Source organism: Peribacillus sp. TE19612 (genome assembly GCF_056279465.1).
This window is the reverse complement of record NZ_JBWCCL010000010.1, coordinates 130,425-153,374: the sequence shown is the minus strand read 5'-3', so window position 1 is coordinate 153,374 and position 22,950 is coordinate 130,425. Positions and strand designations below refer to the sequence as shown.

Here is a 22,950-nt window from a genome sequence, read left to right as displayed (position 1 = left end):
GATGAAACTTGAGGCTACAGGGAAAAGCGGGATTTGGCAAAAATTTGGTCCGTTTCTCGCCCTGGTACTTTTATTTATCGTAATAACCGTTTTAAATCCATCATTCATGGAACCGAATAATATTTTGAATTTATTGCGTCAAACCTCCATCAATGCACTTATTGCATTTGGAATGACCTTTATTATATTGACAGGCGGCATCGACTTGTCCGTCGGTTCCATTTTAGCTCTATCCAGCGCACTCATGGCTGGTATGATGGTCTCGGGATTAGATCCGATCTTGGCCATATTGGTGGGCATTCTACTAGGTGCAATAATGGGTGTAATCAATGGGATTCTCGTTTCAAAGGGTAAGATGGCCCCTTTCATCGTGACACTGGCCACCATGACGATTTTCCGGGGATTAACGCTTGTGTACACGGATGGAAAGCCGATTACTGGAATTGGCGATTCCGTTATGTTCCAGATGCTTGGGAGAGGTTACTTCCTGGGAGTGCCGGTACCGGCCGTTGTGATGATCATCGCTTTCATGATCCTATGGTTCCTGCTTCATAAAACATCCTTTGGCCGTAAAACATATGCCATCGGCGGAAATGAAAGGGCTTCCCGGATTTCGGGGATTAAAGTTGACCGGGTCAAGGTGGCCATATATGGTCTGGCCGGTACGATGGCGGCAATCGCCGGTGCCATTTTAACATCGCGTCTGAATTCGGCACAGCCGACGGCAGGACAATCCTATGAAATGGATGCCATCGCAGCCGTGGTGCTGGGCGGAACGAGCCTTTCAGGCGGTAAAGGGCGGTTGTTCGGTACGCTGGTGGGTGTCCTGATCATCGGTACCTTGAATAACGGCATGAACTTACTTGGTGTATCCTCCTTCTACCAGCAAGTGGTAAAAGGTGCAGTTATATTAATCGCGGTCTTACTTGACCGTAAAAAATCATAAGAAGAGGTGTAATCAATGAAAAAAATAGTAACGATCATCATGGTTCTTTCTTTAATGGTCTTGGCTGCCTGTTCAATGGATTCTGGTCTAACAGATGATAAAAAGGAAAAGAAAGACTCGATGAAAGACGTGAAAGTCGGGGTCAGCATCTCTACTTTAAACAACCCATTCTTCGTTTCCTTAAAAGATGGTATTGAAAAAGAGGCAAAAGAAAAGGGCATGAAAGTCACAGTTGTTGACGCCCAGGATGATACGGCAAAACAAATCAGCGGAATTGAAGATTTAATCCTTCAAAAGGTTGATGTCCTTCTTGTGAATCCAACTGACTCTGCGGCAATATCTTCAGCCGTTAAAGATGCAAATGATGCGGGCATTCCCGTTATCACGATTGACCGCTCTTCAGACGAAGGCGACATTGAAACGTTCATCGCTTCCGATAATGTGGCTGGCGGGGAAATGGCTGCAGAATATCTAGTTAAAGAGCTTGGCGAAAAAGCGAAAGTAGTGGAACTTGAAGGGGTATCCGGAGCATCTGCAACTCGTGAACGCGGGAAAGGTTTCCATAATATTGCGGACAAGCAGTTAGAGGTCCTGACAAGTCAAACGGCGGAATTCGACCGGACAAAAGGGCTTAACGTAATGGAAAATATCCTGCAAGGCAATAAAGACATCCAAGCGGTATTCGCCCATAATGATGAAATGGCACTAGGAGCCATTGAAGCAATCAAGGCGGCAGGCAAAGACATCATCGTCGTTGGCTTTGACGGAAATGATGATGCATTGAAAGCAGTTGAAAACGGTGAACTAAAAGCTACAATCGCCCAACAACCGGCACTTATCGGTGAAGAAGCGGTTAATGCGGCTGAAAAGATCTTAAAAGGCGACAAAGTGGATGACACAATATCCGTTCCATTGAAATTGGTCACCAATGAGTGATTGTCTCCCAAACAAAAAGAGTGCCGGAAATCTTCCGGCACTCTTTTTGTAGTGTTTTGATTTCATTGATGTGATTTTAGTGTGGATATTCAGCTTGAAATGATATCAATAAGAGGGAGATAGAAAAGTGAGTTCATTTTTTTAGGCGGCCCCGTGTCGGAACCGCCCATTACTTCTATTGATTGCTAGAGTACACCTTGAGTCAGCATCGCATCCGCCACTTTAAGGAATCCGGCAATATTGGCCCCGACAACTAAATTGCCAGGCGCACCATATGCTTCGGCGGCCTCTATGCTGTTTTTATAGATATTTTTCATGATCTCATGCAGCTTGGCATCGACTTCTTCGAAAGTCCAAGGCATCCTGGCACTGTTTTGGGCCATTTCGAGTGCAGACACGGCTACGCCGCCTGCATTGGCTGCTTTTGCTGGTCCAAAAAGGATGCCGTTATTAAGGAATACATCAATGGCCGCAAGGGTTGAAGGCATATTAGCGCCCTCACCGACTGCCTTCACATTATTTTTGACCAGTAATTTTGCTGCTTCTTCATCGATTTCATTTTGTGTGGCACAAGGCAGTGCGATATCGCATGGTACAGACCAGATGCCGTAGCTTCCTTCATGGTATACAGCCTCCGGGTGCGCATCGACATACTCGCTTAAACGTTTTCGTTCCACTTCTTTTAGACGTCTAACTGTATCAAGATTCAGGCCATTTTCATCATATATGTAGCCATTGGAGTCGCTGCATGCAACAACTTTAGCGCCTAGCTGTGTAGCTTTTTCAATGGCATAAATGGATACATTGCCAGACCCTGAGATAACGACAGTGCTGCCATGGAATTGTAACCCTTTGTCTTTTAGCATTTCTTCGACAAAGTAAACCGTTCCATATCCAGTCGCCTCTGTACGGGCCAAGCTTCCGCCGTAACTTATGCCTTTACCGGTTAAAACACCGGCATGGTAGCTGCCTTGCATCTTTTTATACTGACCGAACAAGTAACCGATCTCCCTTGCACCGACTCCGATATCACCAGCCGGTACGTCTGTATCAGGGCCGATATAACGAGATAGTTCCGACATGAAGCTTTGGCAAAAACGCATGATTTCCGCATCCGATTTTCCTTTTGGATCGAAGTCCGACCCGCCTTTACCCCCACCGATCGGCTGGCCAGTAAGCGAGTTTTTAAAGATTTGCTCGAAACCAAGAAACTTTATGATGCTGGAATTGACAGTGGGGTGGAAACGGAGACCGCCTTTGAATGGTCCGATTGCACTGTTGAATTGCACACGAAAACCACGGTTGACTTGAACATTTCCCAGGTCATCAACCCAAGAGACACGGAAGGTGATCATTCTTTCGGGTTCTACCAGCCTCTCCAATATCCCGCTTTTCATATATTCTGGATGTTTTGCAAAAACCGGGACCAATGAAAGGAATATCTCCTTTACGGCTTGATGGAATTCACTTTCGTGAGGATTACGTTCTTTTACCTGTGCGTATACTTGACTTACGAACTCTCTGGCAACCTGCAATTCCTCATGTTCGACTTCCTGTGAAGTGGTCATTGTTTTCTCTCCTTTAGTTAAAGTCATAAAATATTAAATAGGGTAAGTCTATCGGTTTTTATATGATACTTTCATGATATAATTTAAAAATGAAACGAACAATCTGAATATTAGATAAATAACATGCTGTTTTGATATGAAAGAGGGAGCTTAGATTGGAATTAAGGCAAATTGAATATTTCATTGAAGTGGCAAAGCGTGAACATATGACGGAAGCAGCAGTGGATTTGCATGTTGCCCAGTCTGCTGTCAGTCGCCAAATATACAATTTAGAAGAAGAGCTGGGTGTGCCCTTATTTATCAGGGAAGGCCGAAAGATTAGATTGACGCCTATAGGCCATACATTTTTATCTCATATGGAACAAGCTATGGATATAATCAATCGTGCCAAGCGTGAGATGGCCGAAAGTCTAGATCCGGAAAAAGGGACAATCCGCATTGGCTTTCCCAGCAGTTTGGCTTCTTATGTATTGCCAAGGGTCATTTCCGACTTCAGGGAAAGTTACCCCCAGGCGAAATTCACATTGAAACAAGGTTCCTATCGCTACCTGATAGATTCTGTGATTAAAGGAAACATTAACATGGCCTTGATTGGCCCCCTGCCGGTGAATGAAAAGAAAATTAAAGGGGAAACGTTGTTTATTGAGAACTTAGTTGCCCTTCTGCCAGAAAGCCATCCTTTGGCCCTGAAGAAATCACTATCCTTGAATGAGCTTCAAGGAAATCCGTTCATCTTATCTCCAAAGGGTTATGTTTTAAGGGATCTCGTTATGAAAGCTTGCAAATTGCATGGCTTTGAACCGGAAGTGGCATTTGAAGGGAAAGATACTGATGCCATAAAAGGCCTGGTGGCGGCAGGTCTGGGTGTAACTTTGATACCTGAGATTTCCTTGATTGATAGCTTGCCGCGTTTTACGGTTAAACTGCCGCTGGAGAACCCATCTGTAACCAGGGCTGTAGGGGTCATCGTTCCGACTGATAGGGAACTGATGCCAACGGAGAAATTGTTTTACCAATACTTGAAGGACACTTTTGCCAAATTGGAAGGATTTCAAAAATAGGATGATATCTATTAGAAAAGGCATAAATACAATGAGAGAATCCTTAATCGGGTTCTTTTTTTTGTCGCAAATGTACCTAAGTATTCCATGTAGGCATCCTTAAAAGGGGATAACTTATTTTGAAATAATGAATTATTGATTTTTATTGAATAGTAATGTGTTAAAATTCTATTTTTGAAAGCGCTTTTATTTTTTCAGAATAAAAATATCACTTACATTATCAGAAAATTCATGTTATTATACGAACAGACATTAACAGACATTCAGGTAGTGGTACGATATACTTAATAGGCTTTTTAAATGAAGACCTTTATTTTTTTTTTGATTTTACTAAATTGAATATTCTGATAACTGACAAGGAGTGGAGATAAAGTGAGCAGGAAAGAATACATCAGCGATCGAATGTACAAGGCATCAACAGGGATAGCCAACGCTGTTTTGGTTACATTAGGGATCGGGTTATTGTTTGAATCCATAGGGGGATATTTAGGTTGGGAGGTCTTTCTGGCAATAGGCGGGGCCGCGAAGGTCTTGCTGGCACCAGCTTTAGGAGCAGGAATCGCCTATCAGCTAGGAGGAAATTCATTAATTATCTTTAGCGCCATGGCTTCAAGTGCTGTTGGAGGTGCAGCCATTCACAAAACGCCTGAGGGTGCCTTCACGATTGTTACGGGCCAGCCGCTAAGTGCTGTCTTGGCAGCGGTTATTGCAACATATATAGGTAAGCGCATAATCGGCAAAACGAAGTTAGACATCATGGCCATCCCAATGGGTGCCGTTCTTGTCGGTGGAGTTTCGGGATATGGCCTGGCTCTTGTCACCACTCCGCTCCTAACATGGATAAGCAGTCAAACTACCGCTGCGGTCGAGGGTTCCCCATTAATCGGTTCCATGGTCATAGCCTTGGTATGGAGCATTTTATTGATGACACCGGCGTCTTCCGCCGCATTGGCGATCGCCCTGCAATTAGATCCCGTTTCCAGTGCTGCAGCCCTAATCGGATGTACGGTTCAGTTTGTCGGGTTCACTGTCATGTCTTATAAAGATAATGATATGGGCGGGTTCCTGGCACAGATGGTCGTTACGCCAAAAGTTCAATTTCCTAACTTAATCAAAAAACCATTATATGTAGTTCCGCCTTTTGTGGCGGCAATCATCTGTGCGCCTATCGCTACCTTGGCATTCGATTTTCAAGTGCCGTATGAGCTTGGAGGAATGGGGTTAAGTTCAATGATTGCCCCGATTGCCATCATAACCGGTCAGGGGCTATACACGTTCTTGGTTTATGTGGCAGTGGGGATGGTATTGCCAGCTGTGATCACGCTTGCCTTACATCGCGTATTGAAGATGATGGGTAAAGTTAAGCCAGGCGATCTTCATTTGGAAGTTTCATAATCAAAGTTTTCTTGGAAACCAGCCAGGTTAAGGAACCGGGCTGGTTTTTATTTATAAGGGGATTAGGGTAAAATGGGGAGGAAAGCATTTGCAAAGATAGGATGATATAGATGGGAAAAGAAATCGATATAAAAGTGAAAGCTAAGTTCGTGAGTAAAATCAGCAAGGGTTTTCCCTTGATTGTTAAAGAGTCGATAGCCAATCTTAATGACCTTCAGGAAGAGGGATCCTTGGTGCGCTTGGTGGATGAGAACAACCGCTTTCTGGCAAAAGGATATTATGGCATACAGAATAAGGGCTATGGCTGGATATTGACCAGAAGAGAGAATGAAAAGATCGATCAATCCTTCTTTAAAGGAAAAATCCAGGCTGCATATGAATTCCGAAAGTCTTTTTTTGAAGATGGGGAGACTACAGCTTTCCGCTTGTTTAATGGGGAAGGTGATGGAATTGGCGGTTTAATCATTGATCATTATGATGGTCACTATGTCATTAGCTGGTATAGCAAAGGAATATATTTCTTTAAGGACTACATCCTTAAGGCTTTGCAGGAAACGGTCGAGGTCAAATCGATTTATCAGAAGAAACGCTTTGATACAAAGGGGCAGTACGTGGAAGAAGACGATTTTGTCATGGGCGAACAGCCGGAATTTCCGCTTCTTGTAAAGGAAAATGGAGTCCATTTTGCTGTTTATCTGAATGATGGGGCAATGGTCGGTGTCTTCCTTGATCAACGCGATGTCAGAAGGAAAATCCGCGATGAATACGCAAAAGGGAAAACGGTGTTGAATATGTTCTCCTATACGGGGGCATTCTCCGTGTTTGCCGCTTTAGGCGGTGCTGTTAAAACAACGAGTGTCGACTTGGCGAATAGAAGTTTACCAAAGACGATCGAGCAGTTCAGTGTGAATGGCATAGATCCTGAAGATCACAATATCGTGGTGATGGATGTTTTCAAGTATTTTAAATATGCGGTGAAGAAAGCCTTGAAATTTGAAATGGTCATCCTTGATCCGCCTAGCTTTGCCAAATCGAAGAAGTTTACTTTCAGTGCCGGAAAAGACTATACGAATCTACTGAAGGATACTATTTCCATTACGGAAGACAATGGGGTCATTATCGCCTCAACTAATTGCAGTACGTTCGACATGAAAAAATTCAAGAACTTCATTGATGTTGCTTTCAAAGAAATGAATGGAAAGTATGAAATCATGGAACAATTCTCATTGCCGGCTGATTTTAAAACAATTCCTGAGTATAAGGAAGGGAGTTATTTAAAAGTAATCTTCATTAAGAAAATTAAAGGATAAGAAAAGGCGTCCACAGTTCAAGCAGAACTGTGAATGCCTTTTTTATAATGAAAATGTTTCATGTGGAACGATTGGACATTAGATTCACTGGATAGGCCGTTCACTTTTCAAACCTTTCGATACATGAAAGGAAGGTTTCCTTCGAATGCTGTTAGCAATGCAAAACTGGGCTGCATAGTAGGTAAGCATGATCAGTGGACCTGAAAAGGCAACATCATCGATAAATTTGTTCCAAGATAAAATGGAGTCTGAAATCATGAAGAGGACCCCGCCGATGATTGCGGCGGCATTTCCGGTCATGAATGCCGCCCAGCCCATAAGGGAGATGACCGTTACATAGCAGATCACAGGGATGATGAGGTTATGTTCACCTTTTTCGATTAATGAATGTACAATTTCACGGCTAATCCAAGTGGAGTAAATGCTAATCGGAAGAATCGTCGCAAATCGGAGCCATGAAAAGGTCCATCGTCCAAAGAATGCCGAAATATAGAAAAGGTGGCCGATCAAGAAGGCGGAAAGCCCGATGACGAACCAAATCAACAAACCATCTCCAAGCATGCAAAAGAATAAACCAAGAAGGATTAAGGATTGGTAACGACCCCGTCTTCCCACATTATTAGTGCGGGCGTAGAGCAAAATCAATAACATGGGGAGTACCTTGAACAGTATTTTGATGATCAAAGGCTCTTCCTGTATAAGAAAAATATAGGATAGTCCCGTGATAAGGATTGCCCCAGGTAAGCATTTCATTAACATTCCATTCCCTCCTTCAATCTTTAATTCTATGCAAGGGGATGGAACCCCTTGTCAATGAAAGAACTGTTTGAAAGAAAGTCGTGAAAATGAAAAAACTGACCCCTGTTTTAACCAGGAGCCAGTCAGTCATAAGAATCATACGGCTGAGTTTTCTTTAACGAAAGCTTGTTTTAACCAGTTTTTCCCCTCAACAAGCCTTGTGACAAGCATGGCACAAACCGTGTTTCCTGTTGAGTTAAGCAATGTAGCGGGAGCATCGATGATCGTGGAGATAACGGCAATGATAGGCAGGACTTCCACAGGGAAGCCGAATACGCTAAGAATCAACATTTCCCCAATCATGCCGCCCCCAGGAATGGCACCCATAACAGCTCCAACCAAAAAGGCAACAGCTAGTATACTTAAAATGCTTGAAATGCTTGTCATATCCTTTCCAAATAAGCTGAATAGGAAAACGATTTTCAATACACCGCCGAATACCGAACCATCTTTATGAGTGTTGGCTCCGAGTGGGATGACAGTCTCCGCTATATCCTTAGGCACGCCCATTTTCTTAACTGATTCCAGGTTGACTGGAATGGATGCGGCACTTGAACAAGTTGCGATGGCTGTAATGGATGGTGTCAGGGCATTTTTCCAAAATAGTTTAACTCCATCTTTCCCGCCGGCAATAAAGGCATACAAAGTGAAGAAGCCGAAATAATAAATCAAGGCCAAGACTAGATAAAGAATGAAAGTGCGAGCATATCCTTCTAAAATCTGCGGCCCAAGCTGCCCGATAATCGCCGCAAAATAAGCACCAAGTCCAATTGGCGCATAGTACATGACGATTTTGACGACCTTCATCATGACAGCTGTACCTGCTGTCAAAAACTCAGTAATCGGTCTTGCTTTCTCACCGACCAGTGCAGTGGAAAGTCCGATTAATACGGAGAAAACGATAAGCTGAAGCATATTGCTTCTGGAGAACAGTTCTGGAAAGTCGGAAACGGTTACAGTATTGACCAGTTGACTGAAGAAGGAAACTTCTTCGATGGTCTCTTCAGGGGAACTGTTTTCCATCAGTTCTTTAATGGCTGTCGTATCTGTACCCTCCAACGGATTGACGATGGTTGTCCCAATAAATCCAATGACGGCAGCTAAAGCGGCTGTTGTCAGGAAAACGAGAACGATACTTCCCATAATTTTTCCGAGACGCTTCATTCCGCTCATATTGGCAATCGCTGAAGCAATGCTGAAAAATACCAATGGCACGATGATCGTGAACATCAGATTTAAGAATAAGTCCCCTAGCGGCTGTATGATCGAGGTTTTCTCCCCGAAAACCACGCCCGCTATCCCACCGATAATGATGGCAGTGAGCAGTATTAAAGAGGATCGATAGTTTTTGATAAAGCTCTTCATTTAAATTCAGTCCTTTCAGGATGAAGATACCAATAAAAATATACTTCATTATCAACTCTAAAATCGGGTTTGACAATATTTTTTTATAGGAAGGAATGTTAAAGGATTAAATGCAATAAATAATAATGGGGAATGGATGGTGAAAATATCGAGAAGGAGGGATGGAATGGCATTTGTTGAGGTGGAAGAAGGCGTTCGGTTGTTTTATGAGGAAAAGGGCCAGGGGAGACCGATTATCTTTATCCATGGTGTGTGGATGAGCAGCCGGTTCTTTAAAAGGCAGCTGCCGTACTTTTCAGAAAAATATAGAACGATATTGCTTGATTTAAGAAGTCATGGCCAGTCAAATCATGTACATTATGGAAATACGGTCTCCGTTTATGCAAAAGATCTTCATGCGTTCATAGGTGAACTGGGATTAAAGGATGTCATACTTGTAGGCTGGTCGATGGGGGCATTTGTCGTTTGGGATTATCTTAAGCAATTCGGTGAGGGAAATATTCATTCAACTGTGATCGTGGATGAATTGGCCTCTGATTTTAAGTGGCCCGATTTTCATATCGGTGCATTTGATATGGAAACGTTGATTGCCTTCATGACAGAAATTCAAACGAATCGTACCCCATTTTTGCAAAAATTCCTTGCGTCCATGTTCAACAATGAATTATCTGCAGAGGATGCAGGCTGGATGCTTGGGGAAGTGACCAAAATGCCGGAATCCATTGCTGGCAGCATTCTATTTGACCAATCGATTGTGGACTATCGTGACTTCTTGCCAGCAATCAATGTACCCACACTTCTTTGTTTTGGAAGGCATGAAAAAGTCATTCCTGTAGCAGCTGGGGAACATTTGCATGAAAAAATTCCGAATTCCAAACTAGTAATCTTTGAAGATAGTTGCCATTGTCCGTTCATGGAAGAAAGCGAGTTGTTTAATGAAACCGTGAATGGTTTTATTCAAAAGGGTGTATAGTCGTACAGGATAGGGAAAAGGGATGCAGGGTTCGTGCCCGCATTCCTTTTATTCATGGTTATAAATCAAATTTTTCTGTTAACTAAATGGTTTCGGCAAGAAATAAGGGGAATACTGGTACTAAGGACGGCATTGGTGCAGGTTAATGGAATTGATAAATTAAATGGGTAATATTTTTATATCCTTTTCACTGGAATTGGGCTATTATGAGGTGGATTTAAATTGGTGTGTTCGTCTATCTGTTATTGAGAGAAACTCATGCAGGAAGTGATGGAGTGGATAAAATGGATGATCGTTTACCATACAATGAAATTATAGATGTATGTTTACTTGCGGGAAAAATCATGCTTCAGAACGGAGCGGAAACATCAAGGGTGGAAGATACGATGGTTAGAATCGCTGCAGCGTTTGGGTGCGGTGAATCACACAGTTTTTCGACCCCTACTGGAATTATTTTTTCGCTGGATGGCATGTACCCAGCGTCAAAATTGATCCGAGTTTCCCAACGATCTACAGATTTACATAAGGTGACGCTGGTTAATAGTATATCCCGAAGCATTTCCAGCAAGGAAATGACACCAGAGGAAGCATATTTACGGTTAAAACAAATCGAAAAGGCCGGGATGGGGTATCCCATGTGGGTGCAGGTCTTTGCTGCATTTATAGCGAGCGGCTGCTTTTTAATCATGTTCCAAGGACAGTGGAGTGATTTCATCTGGTCCTGTATAGCTGGAGCAATGGGATTCTCATGCCTGCTTTATTTGCACTGGTTACTGGAAGTCCGTTTTTTTGCTGAATTCATCGCCTCTTTAGTCGTAGGATTAGTAGCTTTGTTCTTTGTCCAGATTGGAGTTGGAAGTCATTTGGATACGATAATCATTGGAGCGGTGATGCCGCTTGTGCCAGGGCTGTTAATTACGAATGCAGCCAGGGATTTAATTGCAGGGCATTTGGTTTCGGGTCTATCCAAGGGTGCGGATGCAGGTTTGACTGCTTTAGCAATTGGGGCAGGAATATCGGCCGCGTTTGTTTTCTTATGATTTTAGGGGAGGAAGAATGATGATTGCACAGCTTATTACAAGTTTCATTGCCTCAGCCGCCTTTGGAGTCATCTTCAATGTACCAAAAAATTCATTGTTTCAATGTGGTTTCGTAGGGATGTTGGGGTGGATCTTATACTTTGCTCTGGTTGAAAATGAGATAAACAGCATCATTGCAACATTAGCGTCTGCATTTATCGTTGCGGTCATCAGCCAGTATTTTGCTAAAAGGTATAAAACGCCGATCACGATTTTCAATGTATCGGGAATCATCCCCCTCGTGCCTGGAGGTTTGTCGTATGATGCGATGAAGCATTTTGTCGGAAATGATTTTTATGTCGCCGTTCAGCTGGCAGCCAAGGTTTTCATGCTGGCTGGTGCCATTGCGATGGGGCTGATCTTTGCCGAAGTCATGAACCAGTTAGTAACTAAGTACAATAGAAGGAAGGTAAGATTGAGAAGTTAGCGGGAATCTTCCTGATGAATATGTTCTGAAAAAAGAGAAAGGAGAGCAGGCCGAAGCCTGCTCTCCTTTCTCTTTTTAATATTTAAAAATAATAATGAATCTAGTTTATATAGGATCTTTCATCCCAGTGTTGGCAGTAACCAAAATTTCGTCGAATTTTTTGGCATCAGCTTTTTTGCTTGACAGAAGTGTTCCGGCGATGGCTGCGATAAAACCAATCGGGATGGAGATGATGCCTGGGTTGGCAAGTGGGAATAATGGTTCCCCAACGAATATTGCCGCTCCCTCCACTGGTGACCAGACATTGGGACTTAGGAATACAAGCAATAGAGAACTGACCAGTCCAACTAACATGCCCGTTACAGCCCCAGCCGTGTTAAAACGCTTCCAGAATACCGTGAAGACAATGATGGGCAGATTGGCACTGGCAGCGACGGCAAAGGCAAGTGAAACAAGGAAGGCGACATTCATGTTTTGGGCAAATAAGGCCAGGATGATGGAAAGGATGGATACTCCGATGGATGCCCAACGGGCAGCAACGACTTGTTCTTTGTCGGTGGCTTGACCTTTCCGGATGATGTGGCCATAGAAGTCATGGGCAAAAGCAGATGCTGCCGATAGAACGAGACCTGCCACAACCGCTAAAATGGTAGCGAAAGCAACTGCAGAGACAAAGGCGAACAGGAAGTCGCCCCCAATGGCTTCGGCAAGCAGCGGAGCAGCCATATTGCCGGCCGCATTCGCGGCTATTATTTTGTCGTAACCGACAAAGGCTGCCGCTCCAAAGCCGAGGAAAATGGTCATTATATAAAAGATGCCAATGATCCAAGTGGCATATACTACTGACTTTCGGGCTGTGATGGCGTCTTTCACCGTAAAGAAACGGATAAGAATGTGAGGTAGTCCAGCCGTACCGAGTACAAGCGCTAAATTAAGGGATAAAGTATCCAAAGGATCCTTGAATTTGTTACCGGGGTTAAGGAAATCCCCGCCCAAAGGAGTGGCTGTTTTCATCTGCCTGAACATCTCGATCACGCTAAAGTCGAATTTCGCCAACACGATGATGGAGATGATGAATGTTCCTGCCATCAATAAAACGGCTTTAACGATTTGGACCCAACTGGTGGCCGTCATACCGCCGAAAACGACATATACGGTCATTAAAATACCTACAATGATGACGGAGTAAAGATAATCAATTCCAAGTAAGAGTTTTATAAGGGCACCTGCACCGACTAATTGGGCGATCATATAAAAGGTTGAAATCGAAATGGTGTTAAGGGCAGCAACCCCGCGTACTTTCTTTTCATTGAAACGGGCAGCGATCATGTCCGCCAATGTATACTTGCCAAGGTTACGAAGCGGTTCGGCCACAATATAAAGAACGACCAGATACGCAACCAGAAAACCTATGCTATAGAAAAAACCGTCAAATCCAGAGAGTGCGACCATGCCGGCTATTCCCAAAAATGAGGCGGCGGACATATAATCTCCCGCAATGGCCCAGCCATTCTGCCAGCCAGTGAGGCTGCTGTCCGCCGTATAAAAGTCCGCGGTCGTTTTGGTGCGCCGTGAAGCAAAATAGGTAATGACCAATGTTAGTCCGACAATGATAAGAAATAATATAAAAGCAAGAATATTCATTGTGAATTCACCTTTTATCCTTTCGCTTCTTTAACTATTTTTTCTACTAATTTGTCAAATGTCGCCGCTTTTCTGGAATAGAGGATGCATAATGTCCAGGTCATGATAAATTGGGCGAAGGCAAAAATCCAGGCCCAGCTGATTGCCCCAAAAGCATAGGAGTTAAGAACTTTAGAATAGGAAGTTAGTATGGGTAGGGTGAAATAAAAGACCATGAAAAAGATGGATAGCGGCACGATGAAATTGCGTTTTTTCCTTAAGAGTTCTTGAAAAGATTGTGATTGGACGATCTTGGTGTAGTCTGCGGAAGCGCTTACCTCGGTTTGCTTAGCGATTGAATCGTTTGATGCCAAGTTGGTTCCCCCTTCATCATTATTGATTTGGTTTTCATTACCAATTTCCGATAACAGTATCAGTATATATTTTTCAGAATATATTGTAAATTTAAATGCTGAAATTAAAGTTTTTTTCGTTCGACATAGTTTTTTCTTTTTACGCACAAGCAAAACCATTAAGGAAAAGTTAAGCTTCTTTCACGATACTGGTTTCAACGAAGGAAACCTGAAAGGAGAAAAGTGATGAAAAAGTTGATAATGATAGGTACGGTTTTAGTGCTGGCGATTGGGGGGAGCGTTTGGTTTTTCATGAAGGACAATGCTGAGCCTGTCATTGCGAAATCGGTGACGGCTACAGTAGAAAAGGGAGATCTTGAAGTTCAAATAAGCGGTTCCGGATCGGTCGCCGCAATCAATAGTGAGGACATTACATCTTCCATAACGGGTGAAGTGGACGAAGTTCTGGTAGAGAAGAATGAATTGGTTGAGAAAGGTGATGAACTTATTACCTTCACGGATGGAAGTGACCCGATAACGGCCCCATTCGATGGTACCGTAACAACAATGGATGTTGAAGAAGGCGATCGTGTATCAAGCAGTGAAGTGTTGGCACATGTTACGGATTATAAAAAATTGAAAACCACGATCAGTGTTGATGAATTGGATGTTCCAAGTGTTAAAAAAGGACAAACGGTTGAAATTAAAGCCAGTGCTTTTGAAGATGAAACGTTTACGGGGGAAGTAACCAGTGTAGCAAAGGAAGGTACATATGAGAATGGAGTTTCTTCATTCGATGTCACTATCAAAATTGACAAACCCGGCGATATAAAAATTGGGATGTCGACTGAGGTGAGCATTTTGACGAATAGTGTAAAAGATGCTTTATATGTTCCGATTGAAGCAGTCCAAATCGACGGGGAAGAGAAATATGTGAATATACAACAATCCGGTACAACTGAAGGAGCTGCCAGTACAAAGAAAGTGGTTGAGACTGGAATCAGCAACGATAGATATATTGAAATAACTTCGGGGCTTGAAGAGGGACAGTTTGTTTCCTTGCCTATCACCATCAATGAAAGCTCCACCAGCGGCGGCGAAGGAATGAGGGGAGGCCAAGGAGGCGAGATAAGAATGCAGAGCGGCAGCGGAATGCCAAGCGGCGGGATGCCAAACGGTGGCGGAATGCCGAGTGGAAAGGGAGGTCAGTAAAATGGCGAAACCCATCATAAAAATTAAGAACATGTCTAAATCTTATGAATTAGGCGGTGAAACGGTCAAGGCACTTCAGGATGTCTGTCTTACAATCGATAAAGGCGATTTCATTTCGATCATCGGTCCTTCTGGGTCAGGGAAATCGACGTTCATGAATATGATTGGCTGCCTTGACAAGCCTGATATAGGTGAATATCTTCTTGATGGTAAAGAAGTGGAGAAGATGAAGGATAATGAGTTAGCTGCCATTCGTAATATTAAAATAGGATTCATCTTTCAAAATTTCAACCTGTTGGCAAAACTGACAGCATTGGAGAATGTCGAACTTCCCCTGGTTTATAGAGGGGCAAGCGTGAAGGAAAGAAGAGAAGTGGCCAATGCGTGCCTTGATATGGTGGGCCTTGGTGACCGGAAGAATCATCTGCCTACCCAATTGTCGGGTGGACAGCAGCAAAGAGTTGCGATTGCAAGGGCACTTGCCGGTAATCCTCCCGTTTTATTGGCGGATGAGCCGACGGGGGCGCTTGATAGTAAAACGAGTAAAGAAGTGCTGCAGATGCTGAAAGAATTGAACGGAAAGGGACAAACAATCATTCTTATAACCCATGACTTGGAAGTGGCAAAAGAAGCGACTCGTGTCGTCCGGATACAGGATGGTCAGCTATTTGAAAACGGAGGTGATTGGATTGAACCTGAGCGAATCAATGAAGATGGCTATACGCAGTATCAAAACCAATAAAGTCAGAGCATTTTTAACCATGCTTGGGATCATAATTGGAGTTGCCTCCGTAATCGTCCTGGTTTCGATTGGGCAGGGTTCCTCACAGTCCGTTGAGGATGAAATCAATAGCCTGGGAACGAACCTGATAACGGTAAGTGTCACGGATACCGACTCCGTGGAGCTGACGGATGATACAATTGAACAGTTTAAAGAGCTGAGCGGGATATCGGAAGTGGCGCCTGTGGTCACTGGACGCGTTTATGCCAAGAACGGAGAAGCTACGGTGCAGGTTTCAATGACCGGTGCAACTTCATCCTACTTATCAGTTAGGGATCTAGAGCTCAGTCAAGGCCGGTTTTTGACGGATATGGAAACGGAATTACGCTCCAAGGTCGTTGTCCTGGGGTCGGATACAGCCACCACGCTTTTTGAAAATCAAAAAGCCGTGGACCAGAACGTGCTTATCGGCGGTGTTTCCTATCGCGTGATCGGTGTCCTGAAATCGGTAGGCACCTCAATGGGATCGAGCGGGGATGATGTCATCATTGCACCTATCACCACTGCCGAAAGGGCTACAGGCAGCACGACAATCGGAACCGTCTATTTAAAAGCGGAGAACGAGAATATCATGGATAGGGCAATGTACCAGGTACAAGGTGCGATGACCACATCATTCCCAGAACAGAGTGATAACTACTCGGTGTCCAATCAAGAAGATCTGATGGATACAATGAGCTCTGTATCGGAAACGTTCACACTCATGCTTGGCAGTATTGCCAGTATTTCGTTACTAGTAGGCGGAATCGGGATCATGAATATCATGTTGGTTTCCGTCTCGGAGAGGACAAAGGAAATCGGGATTAGAAAAGCAATTGGGGCAAATCGGAAATCGATTCTTCTTCAGTTTTTAATTGAAGCGATGGTCCTGAGCTGCTTCGGGGGACTGTTGGGAGTTGGAATTGGCTTGGGAATCGCAAAATTGATTTCAGCTTTTTCAAGTTTAACGATTAGTTATTCATGGACGGTGACATTGTTTGCCTTTTTATTCTCCATTTTAATCGGGATAATGTTTGGTGTATTTCCTGCCAATAAGGCATCCAAATTAAATCCAATCCAGGCACTGCGTCACGAATGAACATACCATTTTGAAAGAAAGCAGGCATTAAAAGCCCGCTTTCTTTTGCATATGAAAAAGGATAAAATCAACATATATCACAATTGAGGCGGTTGGGAGGTACCCTGCATGAAGGTTTTGGTGGTAGAAGATAATGTTTCATTATTAGAGTCGATCCGACAGATTTTGACGGATGAATATGAAGTCGATACAGCGGATAATGGGGAAGATGGGCTATTCATGGCTCAACAAAGTATTTACGATATCATCATTTTGGATGTAATGCTTCCGGGAATCGATGGATTTGAAATTGTACGGAAAATCAGGGAAGCAAAAATAGATACAAGTGTCTTGTTTTTGACGGCAAAAGATGCACTTGAGGATCGTGTCAGAGGGTTGGAAATGGGTGGCGATGATTATTTAGTCAAGCCGTTTCAGGCACCGGAACTTAAGGCCAGGATTCGTGCCCTGCTTCGAAGGAGTGGCATTATTTCGCTAGAACAGCATGTGAAATACCGTAATATTGAACTGTTGGAAAAAGAAAAGGATATTTTGGTTGATGGAAAGGTCATTAAAATGACCTTGAAACAGTTTGAATTACTGGAATACCTGATTCAAAATAATGGGAAAATATTGACCCGTGAGCAGATTTTCGACCGCATTTGGGGGTTTGATTCAGATACGACGATTGCCATTGTGGAAGTGTTCATCCATCACCTTAGAAAAAAATTGGAACCTTTCAATTATCATAAAGATATTCAAACCGTTCGGGGTATTGGTTATATGCTAAAACAACCATAAGGGGATCATTATGTTCCAAAAAACAAGGCTTCAACTAACAATATTGAATTCTATCGTCTTTATTGTCTTAATAGCCATATTAAGCAGAACGATTTATTTCTATACGGAAGACCAGATCTATAAGGATGTCAATGATTCACTTATAAAGGATTACCGGGATTTCAATAATGGCGGCATGCCAGGCGGACGTCCGCAAGGTGAGTTTCTCTTAGGACCGGGGCCAAGCGTCATCGTTTGGGGACCGGATGATACGATCATTGAGCCAAGACTGAGTGTAGATAATTTTTTTAAGGTCAATGAACAAAAATTTTTCCCTAAAACTTTTGATGACATTGAAGAAATATCAGTGAATGGATACACGTATCGGGCCCTTTCCACCCAGGTCGATACGGGGTATGGACAGATGGCCGTACAATTCATCAGGAATGTGGATACAGAAAAGGAAATGCTCGATCGCTTGCTGCTCATATTGTTTGTTGGTGGAGGAATTGGAAGTCTAGTGGCGGTGGGCGCTGGCTATCTTCTGGCAGGACGGGCCTTGATCCCGGTCAAGAAATCCTGGGATCAGCAGCAGCAGTTTGTCTCGGATGCTTCGCATGAAATTCGAACGCCGCTTGCTGTCATTCAATCGCGGGCTGATTTGCTATTTCAATCACCTAACGCGACAATCGAGGAAAAAGCCGTTGATATATCCATCATTTCGAAAGAAGTCCGCCGATTGAATAAGCTTGTTAACGGACTTTTAACCTTGACCAGAACCGATTCGAATCAAATGGAGGTTAAGAAATCGAACTTTTTCCTTGATGACCTACTTATGGATATCGTGGAACAGTATACGGATATAGCATCTTTTCAAGAGAAATCAATCATTAGCCATGCTCCCGAACAGGTAGTGTTTCATGGGGATAAAGAGAGAATTCATCAGCTATTGGTGATCTTGGTGGATAATGCCATGAAATTCACCGAGGAAGGCGGGGAAATTTCCCTATCCTGCATCAAGAATGCTTCATCCATCATTCTTACTGTAGAAGATAATGGAATAGGCATTCCACAGGAAGAACTCCCCTTGATTTTTAACCGTTTTTACCAAGTGGAGCAATCCCGTTCGGCAAATGAAGGCTCTGGCTTAGGACTATCCATAGCCAAATGGATTGTAAACACACATCAAGGGAACATCAAGGTTACAAGTGAACAGAATGAACGGACCCGTTTTGAAATCACTTTTCCGAGAAATCAAAGGAAAAACTAGCTGCCAGCCAATATGAAAAAGACCCTTACTTTCTTCCTTGCTGCTTAAGGAAAAATTAAGGGTCTTTTTAGATAATCATCTTATAAATACATTTATTTTCGGAGGAGAATCATTGATGAAAAGACTTGGTAGGTTACACTTTTTGGTTGGAATATTGGTTTCGGTCCTCTTAATGGTCCAAGCAGTCATCGGGATCATGATGTATGTGGATGGCAGCGGCAATGAACCCATGAATCGACAGGCGGTGATGGGTCAGCCTGCCGACCGCAGCAATACAACAGATTCGGATGATACGGAAAAATCGGCTAATAGCAGTACGGCGACAGATGATTCATCGACGGAAACGGCAACTAATGATACGCAGGGCACTCCACAAGGGGGGCCTAATGGTTCCGGGACTCCAGGAGAAATGCCAAGCGGCGGCGGTTTCCAAGGCAGAGACTCTTTTGCTGGGAAATTCATCGACTTTTATCAAGGGGCAGGTGGCTTGGCCGCATCCATCATCATCTTTGTAATTGGAGGGGCAGGATTAGCGACAACGGTGATTACAAGAAAAACAGCTGCCTGAATAGTCGATATTATTTGAGGCAAGAGAAGGTTCCTTTCGAAGGGGAGCCTTCTTTTTTTATTCACGAAACCCATTATTGTCACTAATTGTTATTTTAAAAAGGGAAATAATAATTGCACTAAAAAAAATATTAGTTTAATATAGACTTCTGGAGAGGTACGTACATGTATTTTGGATGAAAGAGAAAACGTTTGCATAAATTATTTGAGGGTATCCTACTATTAATGCACGAACATTAAATTCACCCTTAGTGGAGGCAGAATATATGAAATTTCTGATTGCAATTTTAGGACTGCTTATCGTTTTTGGACTAGCTATCTTAGTCAGCAGTGACCGGAAGAAAGTTAAAATTAAACCGATCATCCTCATGGTGGTCATTCAGCTTGTTTTAACTTATTTATTATTAAACACGAAGTTTGGCTTAGTGATCATCAATTCAATTGCCGATGGTTTCGGAAAACTTTTGGAATGGGCAAATGAAGGGATCACCTTTGTATTTGGCGGGATTGTAAACGAAGGAGCATCGCCCTTCTTTTTAAATGTCCTTCTTCCTATCGTATTCATCTCCGCATTAATCGGGATTTTACAGCACTTCAAGATCCTTCCGTTCATCATGAAGTGGATTGGATTCGTTCTAAGTAAGGTGAATGGGATGGGTAAATTGGAATCTTACAATGCGGTTGCATCAGCAATAGTAGGCCAATCCGAGGTTTTCATAACCTTGAAAAAACAACTCGGTGCCATTCCGCCATCTCGGATGTATACGCTTTGTGCATCAGCCATGTCAACTGTATCGATGTCGATTGTCGGTGCTTATATGACGATGATTGAACCAAAGTACGTTGTGACGGCCATTGTTATTAACATGTTTGGTGGATTTATCATCGCATCCATTATCAACCCTTATACAGTAACGGATGCAGAGGATATTCTCCCTGTTGAAGAAGGGGCAGAGAAGCAGTCTTTCTTCGAAATGCTTGGGGAATATATCATGGATGGGTTCAAGGTTGCTATCACTGTAGCGGCGATGTTAATTGGTTTCGTTGCTTTAATCGCCGGGATCAACAGCATATTCGACATGATTTTCGGCATCAGCTTCCAAGACATCATGGGGTATATCTTTGCACCGTTTGCGTTTATCATGGGTATACCGATTTCAGAAACCGTGACTGCTGGCGGAATCATGGCGACGAAACTGGTAACCAATGAATTCGTTGCCATGCTGAGCTTAGGGGAAGCATCAGCTGCCTTGAGCGAAAGGACGATAGGGATCGTTTCGGTTTTCTTGGTTTCATTCGCCAATTTCTCATCAATTGGTATCATTGCCGGTGCAGTCAAAGGACTTCATGAAAAACAGGGAAATGTTGTAGCCCGTTTCGGCTTGAAGCTGCTATACGGTGCGACTCTTGTCAGCATCCTATCAGCGATCATTGTAAGTGTGATACTTTAAATAACGGATCTAACACAAAAGGGCACTTGGGTTCACTCCTAAGTGCCTCTTTTATATTGGTTACGCAAAGGTAGAATCTTTGAATTTGAAGGTGCTTGGCTTGCTGGTATATAATACATAAAATGACAGGAGTGAAAGGGGAGTTTTAGGATGACGATGGATGGAAAAGAAACAGCTATCTTTGCAGGAGGCTGCTTTTGGTGCATGGTTGCTCCCTTTGATGAAATGGATGGTATCATTTCAGTGACATCAGGTTATACAGGCGGTAAATTTGCCGCTCCAAGTTATAAACAAGTGATTACCGGTGCGACTGATCATGTTGAAGCGGTTCAAGTGGTGTTCGATCCATCAATCATTTCTTATAAAACGTTATTAGAGATATTCTGGCAGCAAATCGATCCAACAGATGATAATGGACAGTTCTCGGATAGGGGAAAGCAATACAAGGCAGCCATTTTCTATCTTAATGAACGTCAGAAACGGGAGGCAGAACAATCGAGGGAAGATTTAATGATGAGCGGGCGGTTTAAGAAACCTATTGTTACGGGTATTCTACCCTCGGGGGAATTTTACGCCGCTGAGGAATATCATCAAGAATTCTATCGGAAAAACCAATTTCGCTATGCATTGTACCGTAAAGGCTCAGGACGGGATGCTTTCATTAAAGAAAATTGGCCTAAGGATCATGCACACCTTAGAAAGACCTTAACGGAGAGTCAGTTTCATGTCACCCAGGAAAATGGCACGGAGCCGCCTTTCGATAATGCTTATTGGGATCACTTTGAAGAAGGCATTTATGTGGATGTCGTTTCTGGTGAGCCCCTATTCAGTTCGCGGGATAAATATGATAGCGGTTGTGGGTGGCCAAGCTTCACGAAGCCCATCATGTCCGCAAGTGTCAATGAAAAAATGGATCTCAGCCACCGAATGACCCGGACCGAGGTGCGCAGCAGGGATGCCGATTCACACCTTGGACATGTTTTTCCCGATGGTCCAAGTCCTAAAGGCACGAGATATTGCATAAACTCTGCGGCCCTTCGATTCATCCCCAGAAACGAAATGGAGAAAGCGGGATATGGAGATTTATTAATACTATTCAAAATGAAATAACTAGGGAGATAGGGGAACACAAATGGATAAAATAGATGAAAGATTATATCGATATATCCTTGATAACTCGTCGAAGATTACGGAAAAATGGCTGGCTTTAAGGGAAAAGCAGTCTGGGTCCATCTATTCAATAGATTCTAATGAGGAAATCGAAAAGCTGCTTAGGGATCAGAATACTTTGACCATCAAGACAGTGACAAGTGCTCTACTTGAAGATGAAACTGCTTTTAATGAAACGATGGAGCAGTGGGCCACACTTGTTGCGAAGAGCAGGGTTGAATCGGACACCCCCATTTACGAAGTGTTGGAAGCGCTTAATAAGGTACGTGAAACATATTGGGCATTCATCACTGATTATATGCTCATGGATACGAAGATAACGAAAGAAATAATCATCCGGTGGAGCCGGCTTATTAATCATGCCTTCGATCAATTGAACCGTGAGTTCACTGAGCAGTATTACCTTTTGACAAAAGTACGTTTGTCAGCTCAACAGGAGCTGATTAATGAGCTGGGCGCACCGGTCATTCCCATTGTTGATGCCATTGCGGTATTGCCGTTAATCGGTGAAATCGATACCTATCGGGCAAAGGAAATTTTGAATGGGACTCCAAGCAAATGCATTAGCAAAAATATCACCCACTTATTCATCGATTTATCGGGAGTCTCCCTTTTGGATACGATGGTTGCCCAACAAATCTATCAATTGATAAGTACCCTGAACCTGTTAGGCATTCAATCGACCATTTCCGGGATTCGACCTGAAGTGGCCCAGACATCGATTCAGTTAGGCCTTGATTTTAGTCAGGTTTCGACACATAGTACTCTTAAACAAGCCCTTTCTAAGCAAGGGATCAAGCTATACGAGAAAAAATGATATAAGGGTGC

At 43.2% G+C, this 22,950-nt stretch carries 22 protein-coding genes; 17 read left to right on the top strand and 5 right to left on the bottom strand.

Features of this window, described 5'->3' with window-relative positions; translation table 11 throughout:
- The first annotated feature begins 1 nt into the window (after position 1).
- Both ACZ9AO_RS18455 and rbsB read left to right on the top strand, forming a co-directional pair.
- Complete coding sequence (locus ACZ9AO_RS18455) at positions 2-946, top strand: ABC transporter permease (protein ID WP_476109757.1); 945 nt, start codon at positions 2-4, stop codon at positions 944-946.
- A gap of 15 nt (positions 947-961) precedes the next feature.
- Positions 962-1,882: a ribose ABC transporter substrate-binding protein RbsB gene (gene rbsB / locus ACZ9AO_RS18450; protein WP_476109755.1), complete on the top strand. Its 921-nt coding sequence runs from the start codon at positions 962-964 to the stop codon at positions 1,880-1,882.
- Between the two features lie 185 nt (positions 1,883-2,067).
- Here the strand turns inward: rbsB and gdhA are convergent, their stop codons facing one another.
- Positions 2,068-3,450 (bottom strand): NADP-specific glutamate dehydrogenase, encoded by a 1,383-nt coding sequence (gene gdhA, locus ACZ9AO_RS18445; protein WP_476109753.1) that lies wholly within the window; start codon positions 3,448-3,450, stop codon positions 2,068-2,070.
- A gap of 155 nt (positions 3,451-3,605) precedes the next feature.
- Between gdhA and gltC the strand changes: the two genes are divergently transcribed.
- From gltC to ACZ9AO_RS18430, 3 genes are all read left to right on the top strand, one after another.
- The gene (gene gltC, locus ACZ9AO_RS18440; protein WP_251541724.1) at positions 3,606-4,511 is read left to right on the top strand and encodes a glutamate biosynthesis transcriptional regulator GltC; all 906 of its coding nucleotides are present in this window, start codon (positions 3,606-3,608) and stop codon (positions 4,509-4,511) included.
- Between the two features lie 402 nt (positions 4,512-4,913).
- On the top strand, positions 4,914-5,906 hold the full coding sequence (locus ACZ9AO_RS18435) for a PTS sugar transporter subunit IIC (protein ID WP_476109820.1): 993 nt from the start codon (positions 4,914-4,916) through the stop codon (positions 5,904-5,906).
- A gap of 110 nt (positions 5,907-6,016) precedes the next feature.
- Positions 6,017-7,216 (top strand): class I SAM-dependent rRNA methyltransferase, encoded by a 1,200-nt coding sequence (locus ACZ9AO_RS18430; RefSeq protein ID WP_476109750.1) that lies wholly within the window; start codon positions 6,017-6,019, stop codon positions 7,214-7,216.
- A gap of 84 nt (positions 7,217-7,300) precedes the next feature.
- Here ACZ9AO_RS18430 and ACZ9AO_RS18425 read toward each other — a convergent pair whose 3' ends face one another.
- A complete protein-coding gene (locus tag ACZ9AO_RS18425; RefSeq protein ID WP_251541720.1) occupies positions 7,301-7,975 on the bottom strand; it encodes a lysoplasmalogenase in 675 nt (224 codons plus the stop codon).
- 135 nt (positions 7,976-8,110) lie between these two features.
- On the bottom strand, positions 8,111-9,379 hold the full coding sequence (locus tag ACZ9AO_RS18420; RefSeq protein ID WP_476109748.1) for a dicarboxylate/amino acid:cation symporter: 1,269 nt from the start codon (positions 9,377-9,379) through the stop codon (positions 8,111-8,113).
- Between the two features lie 166 nt (positions 9,380-9,545).
- On the opposite strand from ACZ9AO_RS18420, the gene ACZ9AO_RS18415 reads away from it, so the two are divergent.
- The 3 genes from ACZ9AO_RS18415 (at position 9,546) to ACZ9AO_RS18405 (ending at position 11,858) form a co-directional block, all read left to right on the top strand.
- A complete protein-coding gene (locus tag ACZ9AO_RS18415; RefSeq protein ID WP_251541717.1) occupies positions 9,546-10,352 on the top strand; it encodes an alpha/beta fold hydrolase in 807 nt (268 codons plus the stop codon).
- A gap of 284 nt (positions 10,353-10,636) precedes the next feature.
- Positions 10,637-11,392 carry a threonine/serine exporter family protein gene (locus tag ACZ9AO_RS18410; protein WP_476109746.1) on the top strand — a complete coding sequence of 252 codons (756 nt, stop codon included), beginning with the start codon at positions 10,637-10,639 and terminating at the stop codon, positions 11,390-11,392.
- A gap of 16 nt (positions 11,393-11,408) precedes the next feature.
- Positions 11,409-11,858, top strand: coding sequence for a threonine/serine exporter family protein (locus ACZ9AO_RS18405; protein ID WP_170956501.1), 450 nt, complete (start codon positions 11,409-11,411; stop codon positions 11,856-11,858).
- Positions 11,859-11,963: 105 nt separating this feature from the next.
- Here the strand turns inward: ACZ9AO_RS18405 and ACZ9AO_RS18400 are convergent, their stop codons facing one another.
- Both ACZ9AO_RS18400 and ACZ9AO_RS18395 read right to left on the bottom strand, forming a co-directional pair.
- On the bottom strand, positions 11,964-13,502 hold the full coding sequence (locus tag ACZ9AO_RS18400) for a solute symporter family protein (RefSeq protein ID WP_072272184.1): 1,539 nt from the start codon (positions 13,500-13,502) through the stop codon (positions 11,964-11,966).
- 14 nt (positions 13,503-13,516) lie between these two features.
- Positions 13,517-13,855, bottom strand: a complete 339-nt coding sequence (locus tag ACZ9AO_RS18395) for a DUF485 domain-containing protein (RefSeq protein WP_251541714.1) — start codon at positions 13,853-13,855, stop codon at positions 13,517-13,519.
- Between the two features lie 225 nt (positions 13,856-14,080).
- On the opposite strand from ACZ9AO_RS18395, the gene ACZ9AO_RS18390 reads away from it, so the two are divergent.
- The 9 genes from ACZ9AO_RS18390 (at position 14,081) to ACZ9AO_RS18350 (ending at position 22,939) form a co-directional block, all read left to right on the top strand.
- Positions 14,081-15,046 carry an efflux RND transporter periplasmic adaptor subunit gene (locus ACZ9AO_RS18390; protein ID WP_251541713.1) on the top strand — a complete coding sequence of 322 codons (966 nt, stop codon included), beginning with the start codon at positions 14,081-14,083 and terminating at the stop codon, positions 15,044-15,046.
- 1 nt (position 15,047) lies between these two features.
- Positions 15,048-15,788 (top strand): ABC transporter ATP-binding protein, encoded by a 741-nt coding sequence (locus ACZ9AO_RS18385; RefSeq protein WP_063595571.1) that lies wholly within the window; start codon positions 15,048-15,050, stop codon positions 15,786-15,788.
- Positions 15,715-16,905, top strand: coding sequence for an ABC transporter permease (locus ACZ9AO_RS18380; protein ID WP_476109742.1), 1,191 nt, complete (start codon positions 15,715-15,717; stop codon positions 16,903-16,905). Before ACZ9AO_RS18385 ends, ACZ9AO_RS18380 begins: the two co-directional genes overlap by 74 nt.
- Before the next feature lie 108 nt (positions 16,906-17,013).
- Positions 17,014-17,685, top strand: a complete 672-nt coding sequence (locus ACZ9AO_RS18375) for a response regulator transcription factor (protein ID WP_034316054.1) — start codon at positions 17,014-17,016, stop codon at positions 17,683-17,685.
- A 10-nt stretch (positions 17,686-17,695) separates the two neighbouring features.
- Entirely contained in the window at positions 17,696-18,934 is a 1,239-nt protein-coding gene (locus ACZ9AO_RS18370) for a sensor histidine kinase (RefSeq protein ID WP_251541712.1), read from the top strand.
- A 115-nt stretch (positions 18,935-19,049) separates the two neighbouring features.
- Complete coding sequence (locus ACZ9AO_RS18365) at positions 19,050-19,502, top strand: hypothetical protein (RefSeq protein ID WP_430114798.1); 453 nt, start codon at positions 19,050-19,052, stop codon at positions 19,500-19,502.
- A gap of 265 nt (positions 19,503-19,767) precedes the next feature.
- Positions 19,768-20,952, top strand: a complete 1,185-nt coding sequence (locus ACZ9AO_RS18360) for a NupC/NupG family nucleoside CNT transporter (protein WP_048685673.1) — start codon at positions 19,768-19,770, stop codon at positions 20,950-20,952.
- A 150-nt stretch (positions 20,953-21,102) separates the two neighbouring features.
- Positions 21,103-22,062 (top strand): peptide-methionine (R)-S-oxide reductase MsrB, encoded by a 960-nt coding sequence (gene msrB / locus ACZ9AO_RS18355; protein ID WP_251541709.1) that lies wholly within the window; start codon positions 21,103-21,105, stop codon positions 22,060-22,062.
- 22 nt (positions 22,063-22,084) lie between these two features.
- On the top strand, positions 22,085-22,939 hold the full coding sequence (locus ACZ9AO_RS18350) for an STAS domain-containing protein (RefSeq protein WP_251541707.1): 855 nt from the start codon (positions 22,085-22,087) through the stop codon (positions 22,937-22,939).
- Positions 22,940-22,950 lie beyond the last annotated feature (11 nt).

Excerpts from the sequence above, each read along its gene's own strand:
- ACZ9AO_RS18400 (WP_072272184.1), bottom strand. The coding sequence starts at position 13,502 with ATGAATATTCTTGCTTTTATATTATTTCTTATCATTGTCGGACTAACA.
- ACZ9AO_RS18405 (WP_170956501.1), top strand. The coding sequence starts at position 11,409 with ATGATGATTGCACAGCTTATTACAAGTTTCATTGCCTCAGCCGCCTTT.
- ACZ9AO_RS18410 (WP_476109746.1), top strand. The coding sequence starts at position 10,637 with ATGGATGATCGTTTACCATACAATGAAATTATAGATGTATGTTTACTT.
- ACZ9AO_RS18370 (WP_251541712.1), top strand. The coding sequence starts at position 17,696 with ATGTTCCAAAAAACAAGGCTTCAACTAACAATATTGAATTCTATCGTC.
- gdhA (WP_476109753.1), bottom strand. The coding sequence starts at position 3,450 with ATGACCACTTCACAGGAAGTCGAACATGAGGAATTGCAGGTTGCCAGA.
- ACZ9AO_RS18365 (WP_430114798.1), top strand. The coding sequence starts at position 19,050 with ATGAAAAGACTTGGTAGGTTACACTTTTTGGTTGGAATATTGGTTTCG.
- ACZ9AO_RS18430 (WP_476109750.1), top strand. The coding sequence starts at position 6,017 with ATGGGAAAAGAAATCGATATAAAAGTGAAAGCTAAGTTCGTGAGTAAA.
- rbsB (WP_476109755.1), top strand. The coding sequence starts at position 962 with ATGAAAAAAATAGTAACGATCATCATGGTTCTTTCTTTAATGGTCTTG.
- ACZ9AO_RS18435 (WP_476109820.1), top strand. The coding sequence starts at position 4,914 with ATGTACAAGGCATCAACAGGGATAGCCAACGCTGTTTTGGTTACATTA.
- ACZ9AO_RS18350 (WP_251541707.1), top strand. The coding sequence starts at position 22,085 with ATGGATAAAATAGATGAAAGATTATATCGATATATCCTTGATAACTCG.
- ACZ9AO_RS18415 (WP_251541717.1), top strand. The coding sequence starts at position 9,546 with ATGGCATTTGTTGAGGTGGAAGAAGGCGTTCGGTTGTTTTATGAGGAA.
- ACZ9AO_RS18455 (WP_476109757.1), top strand. The coding sequence starts at position 2 with ATGAAACTTGAGGCTACAGGGAAAAGCGGGATTTGGCAAAAATTTGGT.
- ACZ9AO_RS18390 (WP_251541713.1), top strand. The coding sequence starts at position 14,081 with ATGAAAAAGTTGATAATGATAGGTACGGTTTTAGTGCTGGCGATTGGG.
- msrB (WP_251541709.1), top strand. The coding sequence starts at position 21,103 with ATGACGATGGATGGAAAAGAAACAGCTATCTTTGCAGGAGGCTGCTTT.
- ACZ9AO_RS18425 (WP_251541720.1), bottom strand. The coding sequence starts at position 7,975 with ATGTTAATGAAATGCTTACCTGGGGCAATCCTTATCACGGGACTATCC.
- ACZ9AO_RS18385 (WP_063595571.1), top strand. The coding sequence starts at position 15,048 with ATGGCGAAACCCATCATAAAAATTAAGAACATGTCTAAATCTTATGAA.
- ACZ9AO_RS18360 (WP_048685673.1), top strand. The coding sequence starts at position 19,768 with ATGAAATTTCTGATTGCAATTTTAGGACTGCTTATCGTTTTTGGACTA.
- ACZ9AO_RS18420 (WP_476109748.1), bottom strand. The coding sequence starts at position 9,379 with ATGAAGAGCTTTATCAAAAACTATCGATCCTCTTTAATACTGCTCACT.
- ACZ9AO_RS18375 (WP_034316054.1), top strand. The coding sequence starts at position 17,014 with ATGAAGGTTTTGGTGGTAGAAGATAATGTTTCATTATTAGAGTCGATC.